Here is a 15,023-nt window from a genome sequence, read left to right as displayed (position 1 = left end):
CGGACTAGTTCTGTTTCGTGCCTGCGGCTTCCGCCGGATATTTGCCGAGCAAGGCCTCGACCAGCTTTGAAAAGCCGATGCCTTTCGACGATTTGATCATCACCACGTCGCCGGCCTTCAGCGTCGACAACAGCAGCGGCTTCAATTCCTCGGCGCCGGCGCGGTATTCCGTTTTGATCTCGTCGGGCAGGATGTCTGCCAACGCCCGCATTTCCGGACCGCCGAGAAAGACCGTGTTTGTGCCGGTGCCGACGATCAACTCGGCAAGGGCTGCATGGAGCTTGGCCGAATGGTCGCCGAGCTCGAGCATGTCGCCGAGCACGGCGATGCGCCGGCCCTCGCCCGTGACAGGCGTCGCGTTGAGCAGCGCCATGGCAGCAGCCATCGAGGCCGGATTGGCGTTGTAGCTCTCGTCGATCAGTGTGATCGGTCCCTTGGAGTGGCGAAGCATATGGCGCTTCCCACGGCCACGCTCGGCCGACAGATCGGCCAGTGCCAAGGCCACCTTGCCGATGTCGGCTTCAACCAAATGCGCGGCGCCGAGCACCGCCAGGACGTTCTGTACCATGTGGCGGCCGGGCGCGCCGATGCGCGCCGTCACATCCTGCCCGCCGATCCTGGCGGTGATGTCGGAATGATCGGCATGCAGCTCGCATTTGGTCAGCTTATAGGTCGACCGTGCATTCTCGCCGAAGCCAAAGACATGTTCGACGCCGGCGGCTCGCGCCATCTTGTCGAGCAGCTTCCATCGCGCATCGTCGCGGTTGAGCAAGGCCGCACCGCCGGGCTCGATGCCTTCAAAAATCTCGGCCTTGGCCTTGGCGATCTCGTCGAGATTTCTAAAGAAGCCGAGATGCGCCGCGGCGATCATCGTGACGATGGCCACATGTGGCCGGACCATCTTGACCAGCGGCCGGATCTCGCCCGGATGGTTCATGCCGATCTCGAACACCGCATAGTCGCAATCGCCGGGCATGCGCGCCAGCGTCAGCGGCACGCCCCAATGATTGTTGAAGGACTGCGCCGAAGCATGCACCGTGCCGACGGCCGACAGCACATGACGCAGCGCCTCCTTGGTGGTGGTCTTGCCGGCCGATCCGGTGATAGCGATGATTTTCGCCTTCGAACGCGCGCGCGCGGCGACACCGAGTTTTTCCAGCGCCGCCAGCACGTCCTGCACCACGATCATCGGCGCCGTCAGCCGCCCGAGCGACGGCAACTTGCCTTCGGCAACGACCAGCACGCCGGCGCCGGCCTTGATCGCCGCGGTCGCGAAGTCATGGCCGTCCATCGCCTCGCCCTTGATGGCGAAGAAGGCGTCGCCCGGCTGGAGGCTGCGGCTGTCGATCGAGATCCCCGAAATTCCCTCCGGCATCGGCCCGAGCGGCCGACCGCCCATGGCGTCGACCAGCGCCTCGGAAGTCCAGAGCACGCTCATGCGGCCCGCTCCCGCAGCGCCGACCGGACTTCTTCGTGGTCGGAGAACGGAAAAGTCTCGGCGCCGATGGTCTGGCCCTCTTCATGGCCCTTGCCGGCAACGATCAGCGTATCGCCCGCTTTCAGCATGGCGACCGCTTCGTGGATCGCCTTGCGGCGGTCGCCGATTTCAATGGCGCCGGGCGCGGCCGCCAGGATCGCGGCACGGATCGTTTCCGGCACTTCCGAGCGCGGATTGTCGTCGGTGACGATGACGACATCGGCGAGCCGCGTGGCGATCTCGCCCATGATCGGCCGCTTGCCCCGGTCGCGGTCGCCGCCGCAGCCGAACACGACGATGACGCGCCCGGTGGTGAATGGGCGCACGGCGGCCAGTACATTTTCCAGCGCATCCGGCTTGTGGGCATAGTCGACATAGACGGGCGCGCCATTGGCGGTGGCGCCGACCAGGTCGAGCCGTCCTGGCGCCCCCTGAAGTTTCTCCAATGCCATTAAAGCTTTGGCGACCGGCGTTCCGGTGGAAATGGCCAGTCCGGCCGAAACCAGGGCGTTGGCGATCTGGAAGTCGCCGGCGAGCGGCAGGTCGATCTCGTAGAGCACGCCGTCAGCTTCGACCTCGGCGCGCTGGCGGTGGCGCTCGTGCTCGACCCGCTTCAGGCGCAGGAAATCGCCATGGCGGCCGACAGTCAGCACATTGAGCCCCGCGGCCTGCGCAGCCTGGATGGTCGGCGCCGACCACGGATCGTCGGCAAAGATGACCGCCGGCGCGCCTTTCGGCAGCAGCGTGTCGAACAGGCGCAATTTGGCGCGATGGTAGTCCTCGACCGTCGGATGATAGTCCATATGGTCGCGGCCGAGATTGGTGAAACCGCCCGCGGCGAGCTTGACGCCATCGAGACGGCGCTGGTCGAGACCATGGCTGGAAGCCTCCATCGAGGCGTGTGTGACGCCGGCCTCCGCAAATTCCTTGAGCAACTGGTGCAAAGCCACTGGATCGGGTGTGGTCAACGAACCGTAATCGTTGCGGCCCGGCGCCACCACGCCGGTGGTGCCGATGGACGCGGCGGCAAAGCCGGCCTGCTCCCAGATCTGCCTGGTGAAGGCGGCGACCGAGGTCTTGCCTGCGGTGCCGGTAACCGCGACCATGGTCTCCGGCTGGCTGCCGAAGAAACGTGCCGCGCTCAGCGCCAGCGCCAGGCGTGGGTCGTCGACGCTGAGCACCGGGACGGACAGGCCGGAAACGGCGCTGGCCTTGCCCACGACAACCGCCGCTGCGCCGCGCTTTGCCGCATCGGCGGCATAGGCCGAACCATCCGCCTTGCTGCCGGCGAGCGCGAAAAAGACCACGCCGGTCTTGACCGTGCGGGAATCCGACGAAATCCCGGTTACCTCCACATCGCGGGAAGATGTTCCCTCGACAGGCAGGATACCGGCTAAATCTCTCAGGTGCATCGAACCCCGTTTATCTCAACAAAATGGCGCGCAGTTGCCGGCGCGCCCTAAGAATCACTGATAGGAAACCAGCGTTGCGCCATTTTCATGGCTGAAATCTGGCTTCACGCCAAGCATGGCGGCTGCCCGCCTGATGATGTTTCCGGCCATGACACCCGCATTGTTGGCGGCGACGTCGGTCATCCCGGGCTTTTCCGGGTGCGGAGCGTCAGCGATCGTAAACACCAGATATTGCGGATCGTCCATCGGGAAGGCAGCGACGAAGGTGTTGAAATTCAGTTCCTTCGAGTAGCGGCCATTGATCACCTTCTCGGCGGTTCCGGTCTTGCCGCCAACGCGGTAGCCGGGGGCCCTGGCGTTTCTGGCCGAGCCTTTCTCAGCATTGAGCGTGTAGAGGTAGCGCATGCCCTCCACAGTCTTTTCGCTGACCACTCTCTTGGCCACCGCCATGGCATCCTGCTCGCTGCGGACCAGGAAAGTCGGCGGGATCAAATAGCCCTGCATCAGCGCCGCGCAGCCGACGGCGGCCTGCAGCGGCGTCGTCGACACGCCATGGCCGAAGGCGATGGTGAAGGAGTTGACCTGTTTCCAGACCTTCGGTTCGGTCGGGCGCGCGACCTCAGGCAGTTCGGTCTGCATCCTGTCCAGAAGGCCAAGGCGATGCAGGAATTCGCGGTGCCCCTCGATGCCGACCATTTCGGCCTCACGCGCCGATCCGATGTTGGAGGAGTAAAGGAACACCTCCGGCAATGACAGCACGCGGTTCTTGCCGTGGAAATCGTGAATGGCCTGATGGCCGACCCGGATAGGATGCGAGGCGTCGAAACGGCTGTTCATGTTCGCCTTGCCGGAATCGAGCGCCATGGCCGAGGTAAAGCTCTTGAAGGTCGAGCCCATCTCGTAGAGGCCGGCCGACATGCGGTTCAGGCGGTCCTTGTCCTGCGCATTGAAGGGATTGTTCGGATCGAAATCCGGCACCGAGGCCATCGCCACCACTTCGCCGGTCTTGATGTTGAGCACGACGGCGCCTGCGCCCATGGCGCGATAGCGCTCGAGGCCGGCGGCAATCTCGTCGCGCACCACATGCTGGACGCGCAGGTCGATCGACAGCTGAACCGGCTTCAGATCCTTGGCGATCGCCAAGCCTGAGGCCTGCAGGTCGCTCAGGCCCTGCTCGTCAATGTATTTCTCCATGCCGGAGATGCCCTGATTGTCGATGTTGGTGAGGCCGACAATGTAGGATGAGGTCACGCCGGCCGGATAGAAGCGGCGCTTTTCGGTGCGAAAGCCGATGCCGGGAATGCCGAGCTGCATGATGTCGGCCTGCTGCTTGGGCGTCAGCTGCCGCTGCAGCCAGACGAAGCCGGCGCCGCTTTTCAGCTTGTGATAGGTCTGCTCGGGGTCGATATCTGGCAGAATGGTCGACAGCTTTTCGATCGCCTCGTCGGCATCGACGATGCGGCGCGGCTCGGCAAACAGCGATGCCGTCTTGATGTCGGTCGCCAGCACCTCGCCGTTGCGGTCGACGATGTCGGGACGCGACGCCGTCACCCGGCTTTGCGGCCCATTCGACATGTCGGGGGACTGGAAACCGAGATAGACCAGCCGCCCGGCGATGGTCGAATAGATGCCGAAGAACACCGCCATCGTCATCACGATGCGGGTCTTGGCCTTGCCGCCGGTCGCCTTGCGCGCGCCTTCGACCACGATGGAGCCGTCCTCGCCGGTCCGTGCGCGGCGCTTCAGCAATTTGCCGACCGACGGAAGTTTGGCGCGCATTGGAAATCCAGCGATCATTGGACGATGGCTCCGGTGACCACGGGATCCTTGTCGGCTGGTCCTTTGCCGGAATTGTCGGCCATGCCGCCAAGCCGCTGCGACGACAGGTCCTCGATGTTGAGCGGTTTTGCCGGCAGGTCGTCGAGCCCGACGATCTGCCGCGCATTGACCGGCTCGAGTGCGAGCTGCGATTTGTAGATTTCAGCCAGCTTCTGCAGGCGCGACGGCTGGGTCAGCAGGCTCCAGTCGGCCTTGAGCAGGTCGATCGTGTCCTCCTCATAGCGGATCTGCGCCTCGATCTTCTGCACCGAAGCCAGCTGTTCCTCGGCCTCGCGCTTGGCCTTGTAGGTCAGGGCCGCGGCCGAGACCATGACGGCGATCAGGACTATGTCGCTGGTTCGAAACACGTATTCACCTCTCTCGCGGCGCCTGGATGCCGGGAAGCTTTGGAAGGCCGAAAATGGTGAGATCACCGGCGCGCGCCGGCGCCTCGGTGCGGATGGCGGTACGCAGCCTGGCCGAGCGCGCCCGCGGATTGGCAGCGACCTCGGCATCGCCTGCCGTCACGCCGCCACCGGCCTTGCGGAAGGTCGCAGTGCGCGCGTGCGCCTCGGGCAAATGACGTGAGCCGGTGGCGACGTCGGCGCGGTCGGCGATGAAGCGCTTGACGATGCGGTCTTCCAGCGAATGGAACGTCACCACCGCAAGCCGCCCGCCGGGCTTCAATACCCGCTCGGATGCCATTAGGGCTTTGGCCAATTCGCCCAGCTCGTCATTGACGAAAATGCGCAGCGCCTGGAAGACGCGGGTGGCCGGATGAATCTTGTCCTTCGGCGCGCGGCCGATATGCGTCTCGATGGCGTCGGCGAGATCAAGCGTACGCTCAAACAACCGTTTTTCGCGGCGGCTCTCGATCATGCGGGCAATGCGCCCGGCGTTACGCTCTTCGCCGAGGAAGCCGAAGATGCGGGCAAGGTCGCCTATCTTGAACGAATTGACGACGTCGGCAGCACTCAAACCCGCCTGCGCCATGCGCATGTCGAGCGGCCCGTCCGTGCGGAACGAAAAGCCGCGCTCGGGCTGGTCGACCTGCATGGAGGAAATGCCGATGTCGAGGACAACGCCGTCGGCGCTTTCGACCTGTTCGTCCAGCGTCGAGAACGGCGCCTGCACCAGCCTCAGCCTGCCGCCGGATTGCTGTTCCAGGCCGCGCCCGGCGGCAATCGCATCGGGATCGCGATCGATCGCCACCACCGAGGCGCCGCTCGCCAGGATCGCCTTGGTGTAGCCGCCGGCGCCGAACGTGCCGTCGACGATCACATCGCCTTCTTTGGGTGAGAGCGCCTCCAGCACTTCGGCGAGGAGGACCGGAATGTGGCGGACCGGTCCGCCAACGGCGCTGAGATCATCGCCGTGATCCGCCATCATTCCGGCCGCTCCCCAGCCTTGGCCTCGTGAGCCTTCGTCCCCTGCCGAAGCTGCAAAAGCCGAGCGCGCGCCTGCGCCCCATAGGCGCCCAGCCGTCCAGGCTCCCAAACTTGAAAGAAATTGCCACGGCCGACAAAGGCCACTTCGCTCGTGATGCCCGTATGCTCGCGGATGAAATCGCTCATCGTGATGCGGCCATCCTGATCGAGCTTCAGGAACGTCCCGTCGCCATGGCAGAAGAACGACATATCGTCCGCCGTCTGCAAAAAAGGGTCTTCCAGCGCGATGCGCTGCTCGTAGCGGTCGAGCAGATCGAGCCCGCCGACATCCATCGCAGGCACGTCCAGGCCGCGCAGCGCATAGAGTTCCGAATAGCCGCGCTTCTGCACGACCGCGCGGAAATGCGCCGGAACGGAGACCCGCCCCTTCGCATCGATCCTGTTCACCGCGCTTGACAGAAACCGGTCCATGACACGCTGCAGCCGCTTCCGCCGCCGCACCCCTCTCCATGTTTTCGTCCGCGCCGAAGCGCGTCCCCTGCCGAAAATCCGCTTCGGTCCCAGCGGCAAAACCCCGCAAACGCACAGCCGCCGCGGCTGCCCGATTGGCGTACGCTTTACCCTGACGCGGAACGAAGGCTTTGGTATCGAAATGGGATATCATGGGGCACTATGGGCGTCAACGGGAACAGGCTTCACAAACGCGCGCGCCACAACCGGTGAGAGCAGCTCTGACAACACTCCCGTCTTTATCTCCCATTAAGCCTAACGAACCGTTTAGAGCGGGCTGGCCCAAGCGGAAGCGGCTTGCCGCGCATCACTGCCGCGAATAGCGTCGTCAGTCTTTTCGCTGAGCAACAAGGTCAGAAATCCATGTCCGAAACAGCAAGGTCCCGCGCGGCCTCCCTTGCCCATCTGCGGCGCGACGGACTTGCCAAAGGCGACCCCATCCCATTGCCGCTGACCATGGCCGCTATTTTCCACAACCCGGGCGACGGCGCCGGCTACAGCCAGTACGGCCGCTACAGCAACGCCACCTGGGATGCAGTCGAGCACATGCTGGCGCATCTCGAAGACGCGCCATGCGTCGGCTTCCCCTCAGGAATGGCGGCAATCTCGGCGGTGTTTTTCGGCCTGTTGAAATCCGGCGACCGCGTGCTTTTGCCTTCGGACGGCTACCATGCCACACGCGCGCTGGCCGAACGTTTCCTCAAGCCCTTCGGCGTCGCCTATGATCTGCGGCCGACAGCTACATTCCTCGACGGCGGCTTCGACGGCTACCGCCTTGTCTACGTTGAAACCCCGTCAAATCCGCGATTGGACATTTGCGACATCACAGCGGTCGCCGAGGCCGCGCACCAAGCGGGCGCGATCGTCGTCGTCGACAACACCACGATGACGCCGTTCGGCCAGCGCCCGCTCGATCTCGGCGCCGACATCGTCGTTGCTGCCGACACCAAGGCGGCCAACGGGCATTCCGACGTGCTGTTCGGCCATGTCGCCAGCCGCAATCCAGACATCATCGCGGACGTCACCGGCTGGCGCGAGACCGCGGGCGGCATTCCCGGCCCGTTCGAGGCTTGGCTGGTGCATCGCGGCCTGGAGACGCTGGAGGTACGCTTCGACCGCATGTGTACTTCTGCCGAGGTGATCGCGAAGCGCCTGAAAAACCATCGCGCCGTTAGCGGCTTGCGCTACCCCGGGCTGGAGGGCGACCCGTCGCACAACCTCGCCCGGGCGCAGATGGAGCGCTTCGGCTTCCTCATGTCCTTCGAACTCCTCTCCCAGGAAAAGGCCGAGGATTTCATCAACAACTGCACGCTGATGCAGGCGGCAACGTCGTTCGGGGGTGTCCACACCTCCGCCGAGCGGCGGGCCAAGCGAGGAGATTCGGTTCCGCCCGGCTTCGTGCGCCTGTCGGTGGGCTGCGAGCCGGTGGAAGAACTCTGGCAGGCGATCGAGGCATCGCTGGACAAGATCGGCATCTGAGCTGGCGGTTAGGTCACCAAGTCATCGGCGCCAATATCGCGCCTGCCGTGCAAAACGCGGACGATCTCGATCGCGTCTTCGCCCATGCGATACAGAGTGACATATTCGCCGACGATCAGATGACGAATGCCGGGCGCGATATCATCGCGCGGCGCACCTGAGAACGGGTGCAAGGTGAGCAGTGTCCAGCGCCTCTCCAAAGCGTCCACAAGGCGCATGGCTCCCTTTGGGCTATGTTCCGCAATGTAGTCACCGATGCCTTCGACATCTGATATCGCCTGAGGAAGCAGCCGATATTTCACTCTTCCGAGCCTGCAGCTTCCGACATCCTGTGATATTTGGCTCGCAGCCGGTCCATGAAGGGCTGGCCGTCCACCGCCGGTCCGCTGTCGATCCCCTCCTGAACCAGCCTGCGCAATTCCTCGACCGTGTAGCCGAGAAGATCGCGGCGGTCTTTCCATTGTCGCAGCGCATCACGGATGACTTCGCTGGCCGAGGCATATTCGCCGGCGGCCACGACATCGTCGACCGCCGCCGCCAGTTCCGGCGAAAGCGTGATGCTGCGTTTGTCGACGTGACCCATGATGCGCTCCTGATCAAACCATGACAATCATGGTACGATTAAATCGTACCAGCTTCAAGGATGCGTTTGTCTCGACCCCAGCATGCGTACTTGATTCAATCGCTCAAGCACCTGAATCGCCAGCTGCGCCCGAAGGCGCAGACTGCTGATCCAAAGGATTAATCCCGATATGGGGGAGAAATTGCCAGCTGGCCTGTAAGCCGGGTTTTGTATGGCCCTCGCCCCTTTCGGGGCGAGAACGTGGCGGCCATTCATCTTGGGCGCATGTTGCCATGCGCCTCACGCAACCTACCCGGACGGTGAGCCGGAAACAGCCCTCGAAGGTTTCCCCTCGCACCGTCCCTATTCGGTCTTGCTCCCGGTGGGGTTTACCGTGCCGCTCCTGTTGCCAGTCGCGCGGTGGGCTCTTACCCCACCCTTTCACCCTTGCCCCGATAAATCGTGGCGGTTTGCTTTCTGTGGCACTTTCCCTGGGGTCGCCCCCGCCGGCCATTAACCGGCACCGTGTTTCCATGGAGCCCGGACTTTCCTCACCCGCAGCCTTTCGGCTTTGCGGGTGCGGCCGCCCGGCCAGCTGGCAGAGCGTATAAAGGGGTTCACGTTCCAAAACGCAAATGAAAAAGCAGACTTATGCCGGCGATCCCAATGCCGCCAACTGCACCTTGACCTTGCCGCAATAGGCCGCCGACACCGGGTTCATCCTCGTCGCGGCATGGCCGGCATTGTATTTCAGGATCGTGCCGCAGGTGGTGCCGCCGCCGAGATTGCGCGCCATGGCAAGGTACTTCATGCCGTATTTGATGTTGGTGTCGGGATCGAACAGACCCTTGGCGGAGCCGCTATACCCCATCATCCGCGCCGTTGCCGGCTTGATCTGCATCAGGCCGATTTCACCCGCGCTGCCGACGATGTTCGGCCGGTAGTTGCTCTCGATCTTGATGACCGCCTGGGCCAGCGACACCGGCACGCCTTCGGCCGCAGCATAGCGGGCAATGATTGCCGAATACTGGCCGCCAAGCGCGGCTGCCGCAGTCGACTCCGCAGCGGTGCTTGGGCGGATCGATGCGGTCGTCGTCAGGTCGACGCTCTTCCTGTTGCGCTTAAAATGCCTCTTGGCCGTGGCTTTTCTGGCCTTCACCACGGCTGCTTTGCGCACTTTCGCGGTGGTTGCCCTTTTTGCTTTCGGGTTTGCCTTCGTCATGGTGGCCTTGGCGGGTGCGGCGATGAAGCCCTGGTCTGCCCTCTGGCTCAGTGGTGCGGCATCGGCCGTGCTGAAGGCAAAAGTCATTACGCCGGCAGCAATAGCTGCCGTTACAACGGTCAATTTCTGCATGTGGTCCTGTTCTGTTTGGCCGCGCGAAGATCTTCACGCAGCAAGGCCTAATCAATATCGGAGCATCCGGGGGCTGGAGGTCCGATAACTTGCACGAACTGCCTTTGAGGGCGGAATTTGTGTCGAACAAGGCGAGGCAATTCACTTTCAGTGACAGGCTGTAACTTGAATATTAGGAAAAGATTATTTAGACGCAACTGACCTAAGGGAAGTCAGCAGGCTTTGCAGCGTGCTAGACGTAGAGCCGTCGGCGACGCCATCCACCAGGCGTGGTCGGAAATGCCGCTGAAAAGCTTCGACGACGATTTCGGTCTGGCGGTCGAAGACACCTGATATCTCGACGCCATAGCCATAGAGCGCCAGCATCGACTGCAGTGCCTCGACCTCGGCGCCGGTATCGCCGGCTTTCAGCACAGCGCCGCGCCGGACCGGCGCCGCAGGCACGAGATGGCCGACCCCGGCCGCAAACAGCGCCTTCCAGGGGAATTTCTCGCCTGGGTCGATCTTGCGCCCCGGCGCGATGTCGGAATGGGCAAGCACCCTTTGCGCCGCAATGGAATGGCGTTCGATGATACCAAGGCAAAGCCCGATCACCCCTTCCACCTGCCGCTTGGGAAAGGCCGAATAGCCGAGCGAATGGCCGGGATTGACGATTTCGATGCCGACCGAACAGGAGTTGATGTCGCGACGACCGAACCAGGAACTTGCACCGGCATGCCAGGCGCGGTCGCTTTCGCGCACCATCTGGATGATGCGGCCATCCTCATGGACGAGGTAGTGCGACGAGACTTCGCTTGCGGGGTTGCACAACCAGGCTTCCGCGGCAGCACCAGTCGCCATGCCGGTATAGTGCAGCACGATCATGTCGGGCCTGAGCGTTTCGCGCCGCGGGCCGAAATTCGGCGATACCCTGACCTCCGCGCTTGGCTCGTCGGGCGAGAAGCCGGTCATGCGTGCCTGAGGCCCCGCTCGATCATTTCATAGGCCGCGTTGATCGCCGCGACCCTGGTCGTTGCAATCTTGATGAATTCCTGCGGCAGGCCGCGCGCGATCAGCCGGTCCGGATGATTGTCGGAGACCAGCTTGCGGTATCGCTTCCTGACCTCCTCGAACGGCTTGCCGCGCTCAATGCCGAGCACGATATAGGGATCGCCGGCGCCGAGATTGACGTGCCTGGCCAGGATGGCTTCGTAGTGCACCTCGTCGATGCGGAAAATCTCGGCAATACGGTGCAGGAAAATCCCTTCGCGCTCATGCACCAGCCCGTCCGCCTTGGCGATATGGAACAGACCGTCGAGTATGTCTTCCAGCATGACGCAGTTCGAATGGCCCGAGCCGCACATCTGCGCCATACTCTCGGCATAGGTCTCGAACCCGGCGACGTCGCGCTTGGCCAGATCGTAAAGCCGCGCCACATTGCGGGTCTGTTCTCGCGGCACCTCAAATATTTCCTGGAACGCGCGAACCTCGTCCTGGGTGACGATGCCATCGGCCTTGGCCATCTTGGCTGACAGCGCAATCATCGCCACAGAGAAGGCAACGCGCCGGCGCAGATCAGCGTCACCCGAGAAAACCGTGCGCACGGCCTCGACCACATCGGCGACGCCGGACGTGGCTGAAGATGAAACGCGGGTGATGAAGTCGCCGAGGCGATCCCAAATCGACATGAGCGCTTATTAGGGCCGCCGGCCATTGCTATCAAGCCAAGACAGCGCCGCAGAGTGGATCGAATTTACGCGAGCAACCGACGCGCCAGATCCCAAACCGTAGGAAAGAGCCGGTTCAAGGCCCTTGAGCCCCGAATCGACCTAAACGCAGGAAGGCCGGCGCGAAGCCGGCCTCCTCTCTCGTCACGTCAAAGTGACCGGGACTGCTGCTACTGCGCGGGGGCAGGAGCAGGTGTTGCCGGAGCCGGTTCTGCAGGCTTCGGTGCATCCGGCGTCGCCGGCTTCATGGGCTCGGCGGCTGGCGGATTGGTGCTCTGGGTGGTGGTGTTATCCGTACCGCTGTCGCTGCAGGCGGCAACGCCGAACAGGGCCAGGGCGGAAACGGAAGCAAGAATGAGCTTTTTCATGACATCTCTCCTTCAACACACGCTCACGTTGCGGTGAACGGTCGAAGGCAAAATGCATCAAACGGCCATGAGTTTCGTAACGTTGCGTTTCCTGATGTAACATCCGCGCACTACCGATTGCGGGCCGGGCGATGCCGAACTAACAGTCTGGACCCAAATGCAATGCCGGAGTTCTGCGTGGACAAGAAATGGGATTTTTGGATCGACCGCGGCGGCACCTTCACCGACGTGATCGGACGTGATCCGCAAGGCGGTTTGCATCCCAGGAAATTCCTGTCGGAAAATCCCGAAGCCTATCCCGACGCGGCCATAGCCGGCATCCGCGAGCTTCTGGGGCTGAAATCCGGCACCGCTATTCCTCCGGGCCTGGTCGGTGACGTCAAGATGGGTACCACCGTTGCCACCAACGCGTTGCTGGAGCGCAAGGGCGACCGTGTGCTTTTGCTCATCACCAAGGGCTTTCGCGACGCGCTGAAGATCGCCTATCAGGCGCGGCCGGACATCTTCGCCAAGGAGATCATCCTTCCGGAACAGCTCTACGAGCGGGTCATCGAGATCGACGAGCGTGTGCGCGCCAATGGCGATGTCGAGCGCCTGCTCGACATCGCCGCCTGCCGCCCCGCCATCGAACAGGCGAAGGCTGACGGCATCGATGCGGTGGCCATCGTCTTCATGCATGCCTGGAAATATCCCGACCACGAGAAGGCGGTGGCGAAAGTCTGCCGCAAGATCGGGTTCAGCCAAGTCTCGGTCAGCCATGAGGTCTCGCCGCTGATCAAGCTGGTCGGCCGCGGCGACACCACCGTGGTCGATGCCTATCTGTCGCCGATCCTGTCGCGCTATGTGCAAAGGGTGGCGGGAGAACTGGGCGCGACGCCAATCTCCCCACTTGTGGGGGGTGAGGAGCGGTCGGCCAAAGGCCGAGAAAAAGCCGACGATTTGGCTTTTTCAGCGACGAACGCCCGGAGCCATAGCGAAGGGCAGTCGGCAAAGCCGACAGAGGGGGTTCTCTCAGGAGGCACCACCAAAGCGTCGAGCACTGCCGCGGCGACCCCACCCGGCGGCTTCGCCGCCACCCTCCCCTCGAGGGGGAGGGAGAACCCTCGCCTGATGTTCATGATGTCCTCTGGCGGGCTCACCGCCGCCGACATGTTCCAGGGCAAGGACGCGCTGCTGTCCGGTCCGGCCGGCGGCGTTGTCGGCATGGTCGAGACGGCGAAGCTCGCCGGCTTCGAGAAAGTCATCGGCTTCGACATGGGCGGCACCTCCACCGATGTCGCCCATTTTGACGGCGAGTATGAGCGCGCCTTCGACACCGAAGTTGCCGGCGTGCGCATCCGCGCGCCGATGATGCGCATTCATACGGTCGCCGCCGGCGGCGGCTCGATCCTGCACTACGAAGCCAGCCGCTTCCGCGCCGGGCCGGATTCCGCCGGCGCCAATCCAGGCCCAGCTGCCTATAGGCGCGGCGGCCCGCTCGCCGTCACCGACGCCAATGTCATGCTGGGCAAGCTCCAGCCCGATTTCTTCCCGGCAATTTTCGGCCCAGGCCAGGACCAGCCGCTGGACGTCGCCGCCGTGCATAAAAGATTCGCTGCGCTCGCCGCCGAAATCGGCGATGGCCGCACGCCGGAAGCCGTCGCCGAAGGCTTCGTTACCATCGCGGTGGAAAACATGGCAAATGCCATCAAGAAGATCTCCGTGCAGCGCGGCTACGACGTCACCGAATATCTCCTGAACTGTTTTGGCGGCGCCGGCGGCCAGCATGCCTGCCTGGTTGCCGACGCGCTCGGCATGGAGGCGGTACTGATCCACCCCTTTTCCGGTCTGCTCTCAGCCTATGGTATCGGCCTGTCGTCGGTTTTCGCGTCGCGCCAGCAGGCGCTGCTCAAGCCACTTGCCGAAGAATCCAGGACCGAGATCGGCAGCCTCATCGGCACGTTGAAAAAAGCCGTCATCGCCGAATTGGCAGCGCAAGGCATCGCCGAGGACAAGATTGCGGCAAAGCCGGTGCTGCACATCCGCTATGACGGCACCGACACCACGCTGCCGGTTAATTTCGAACAGGACTCGATCTTCCAGGCCAGGCGCGATTTCGAAATCGCCCACAAGGCGCAGTTCGGGTTCGTCTATGATGACAAGCCGATGATCGTCGAGACCGTTGGCGTGGAAGGCGCCGAGATCGTCGAGACCACGGCCGAAGCCGTTGCGCCCGCCGGACCGGCAATGGTTGAAGCGGGTGCGTCCGGAACGCGGCGCATCTATACCGAGGGCCGCTGGCATGAGGCCGGCATCCATCGCCGCGAAAACCTGCGCCCATCCAATCTGGTCCCGGGCCCCGCTTTGATCATCGAGCCGAACCAGACCATCGTCGTCGAGCCGGGCTGGCAGGCCGAAATCACTGATGTCAATCACGTCGTCATCCGCCGCACGGAACGGAAAGTGCGCACGGCTGCCCTCGGCACCGAAGCCGATCCGGTGATGCTGGAGGTCTTCAACAACCTCTTCATGTCGATCGCCGAGCAGATGGGCGTCACGCTTCAGAACACCGCCTATTCCGTCAACATCAAGGAAAGGCTGGACTTTTCCTGCGCCGTCTTCGACCGTCATGGCGCGCTGGTCGCCAACGCGCCGCACATGCCGGTGCATCTCGGCTCCATGGACCGCTCGGTCGAAACCATTATCCGGCTGAACTCCGGCGACATCCATCCCGGCGACGTCTTTGCGCTGAACGCCCCTTACAATGGCGGCACGCATTTGCCTGATATCACCGTGGTGACGCCGGTGTTTTCCCTCCCCCTTGAGGGGAGGGTGGCCGCGCAGCGGCCGGGTGGGGTCCTCTCAGAAGGCACCACAAGAGCGTCGAGCACTGCCGCAACGACCCCCTACGGGGGCGGGCCCGCGCCCGCCCCCCCCACCGGGGCGGGCTGATCGAACGCAGGCAGGTCG

The 15,023-nt window shown here is 63.4% G+C and carries 13 protein-coding genes, 1 other RNA gene and 1 pseudogene; 2 read left to right on the top strand and 13 right to left on the bottom strand.

The window, feature by feature from the left end; genetic code table 11:
* Positions 1-4: 4 nt before the first annotated feature.
* Genes NKI06_RS12815 through mraZ form a run of 6 tightly spaced genes read right to left on the bottom strand, consistent with a single transcriptional unit; the run spans position 5 to position 6,566 of the window.
* Positions 5-1,438, bottom strand: coding sequence for a UDP-N-acetylmuramoylalanyl-D-glutamyl-2,6-diaminopimelate--D-alanyl-D-alanine ligase (locus NKI06_RS12815; protein WP_352985586.1), 1,434 nt, complete (start codon positions 1,436-1,438; stop codon positions 5-7).
* Complete coding sequence (locus tag NKI06_RS12810) at positions 1,435-2,889, bottom strand: UDP-N-acetylmuramoyl-L-alanyl-D-glutamate--2,6-diaminopimelate ligase (protein WP_352985584.1); 1,455 nt, start codon at positions 2,887-2,889, stop codon at positions 1,435-1,437. The genes NKI06_RS12815 and NKI06_RS12810 overlap by 4 nt, the downstream gene beginning before the upstream one ends.
* A gap of 54 nt (positions 2,890-2,943) precedes the next feature.
* Complete coding sequence (locus NKI06_RS12805) at positions 2,944-4,668, bottom strand: peptidoglycan D,D-transpeptidase FtsI family protein (protein WP_023682141.1); 1,725 nt, start codon at positions 4,666-4,668, stop codon at positions 2,944-2,946.
* Positions 4,669-4,682: 14 nt separating this feature from the next.
* Positions 4,683-5,075 (bottom strand): cell division protein FtsL, encoded by a 393-nt coding sequence (gene ftsL, locus NKI06_RS12800; protein WP_023682142.1) that lies wholly within the window; start codon positions 5,073-5,075, stop codon positions 4,683-4,685.
* A 4-nt stretch (positions 5,076-5,079) separates the two neighbouring features.
* On the bottom strand, positions 5,080-6,096 hold the full coding sequence (gene rsmH / locus NKI06_RS12795; protein ID WP_352765077.1) for a 16S rRNA (cytosine(1402)-N(4))-methyltransferase RsmH: 1,017 nt from the start codon (positions 6,094-6,096) through the stop codon (positions 5,080-5,082).
* Entirely contained in the window at positions 6,093-6,566 is a 474-nt protein-coding gene (mraZ, locus tag NKI06_RS12790) for a division/cell wall cluster transcriptional repressor MraZ (RefSeq protein ID WP_352859427.1), read from the bottom strand. The genes rsmH and mraZ overlap by 4 nt, the downstream gene beginning before the upstream one ends.
* Before the next feature lie 402 nt (positions 6,567-6,968).
* Between mraZ and NKI06_RS12785 the strand changes: the two genes are divergently transcribed.
* Positions 6,969-8,084 (top strand): cystathionine gamma-lyase, encoded by a 1,116-nt coding sequence (locus NKI06_RS12785; protein WP_352859429.1) that lies wholly within the window; start codon positions 6,969-6,971, stop codon positions 8,082-8,084.
* 8 nt (positions 8,085-8,092) lie between these two features.
* On the opposite strand, the gene NKI06_RS12780 is transcribed toward NKI06_RS12785, so the two are convergent.
* The 7 genes from NKI06_RS12780 to NKI06_RS12750 form a co-directional block, all read right to left on the bottom strand.
* On the bottom strand, positions 8,093-8,386 hold the full coding sequence (locus NKI06_RS12780; RefSeq protein ID WP_023668265.1) for a type II toxin-antitoxin system RelE/ParE family toxin: 294 nt from the start codon (positions 8,384-8,386) through the stop codon (positions 8,093-8,095).
* Complete coding sequence (locus NKI06_RS12775; RefSeq protein WP_023668264.1) at positions 8,383-8,667, bottom strand: type II toxin-antitoxin system ParD family antitoxin; 285 nt, start codon at positions 8,665-8,667, stop codon at positions 8,383-8,385. The genes NKI06_RS12780 and NKI06_RS12775 overlap by 4 nt, the downstream gene beginning before the upstream one ends.
* A 180-nt stretch (positions 8,668-8,847) precedes the next feature.
* An RNA gene (rnpB, locus tag NKI06_RS12770) (RNase P RNA component class A) lies at positions 8,848-9,245 on the bottom strand.
* A 50-nt stretch (positions 9,246-9,295) separates the two neighbouring features.
* Entirely contained in the window at positions 9,296-10,000 is a 705-nt protein-coding gene (locus NKI06_RS12765) for a lytic transglycosylase domain-containing protein (protein WP_352859430.1), read from the bottom strand.
* 183 nt (positions 10,001-10,183) lie between these two features.
* Positions 10,184-10,951 carry an N-acetylmuramoyl-L-alanine amidase gene (locus tag NKI06_RS12760; RefSeq protein WP_352985581.1) on the bottom strand — a complete coding sequence of 256 codons (768 nt, stop codon included), beginning with the start codon at positions 10,949-10,951 and terminating at the stop codon, positions 10,184-10,186.
* The gene (locus tag NKI06_RS12755; protein WP_023699613.1) at positions 10,948-11,667 is read right to left on the bottom strand and encodes a J domain-containing protein; all 720 of its coding nucleotides are present in this window, start codon (positions 11,665-11,667) and stop codon (positions 10,948-10,950) included. The genes NKI06_RS12760 and NKI06_RS12755 overlap by 4 nt, the downstream gene beginning before the upstream one ends.
* 209 nt (positions 11,668-11,876) lie before the next feature.
* Entirely contained in the window at positions 11,877-12,074 is a 198-nt protein-coding gene (locus NKI06_RS12750; protein ID WP_023668260.1) for a hypothetical protein, read from the bottom strand.
* A gap of 177 nt (positions 12,075-12,251) precedes the next feature.
* Between NKI06_RS12750 and NKI06_RS12745 the strand changes: the two are divergent.
* Positions 12,252-14,864, top strand: a pseudogene (locus NKI06_RS12745) (hydantoinase/oxoprolinase family protein); the annotation flags it as partial.
* Positions 14,865-15,023 lie beyond the last annotated feature (159 nt).

It is taken from the genome of Mesorhizobium sp. M0772, assembly GCF_040320135.1.
Lineage (GTDB): Bacteria > Pseudomonadota > Alphaproteobacteria > Rhizobiales > Rhizobiaceae > Mesorhizobium.
Note: the sequence above shows the minus strand (reverse complement) of the source record. Positions and strands in the feature narration are given on the sequence as shown.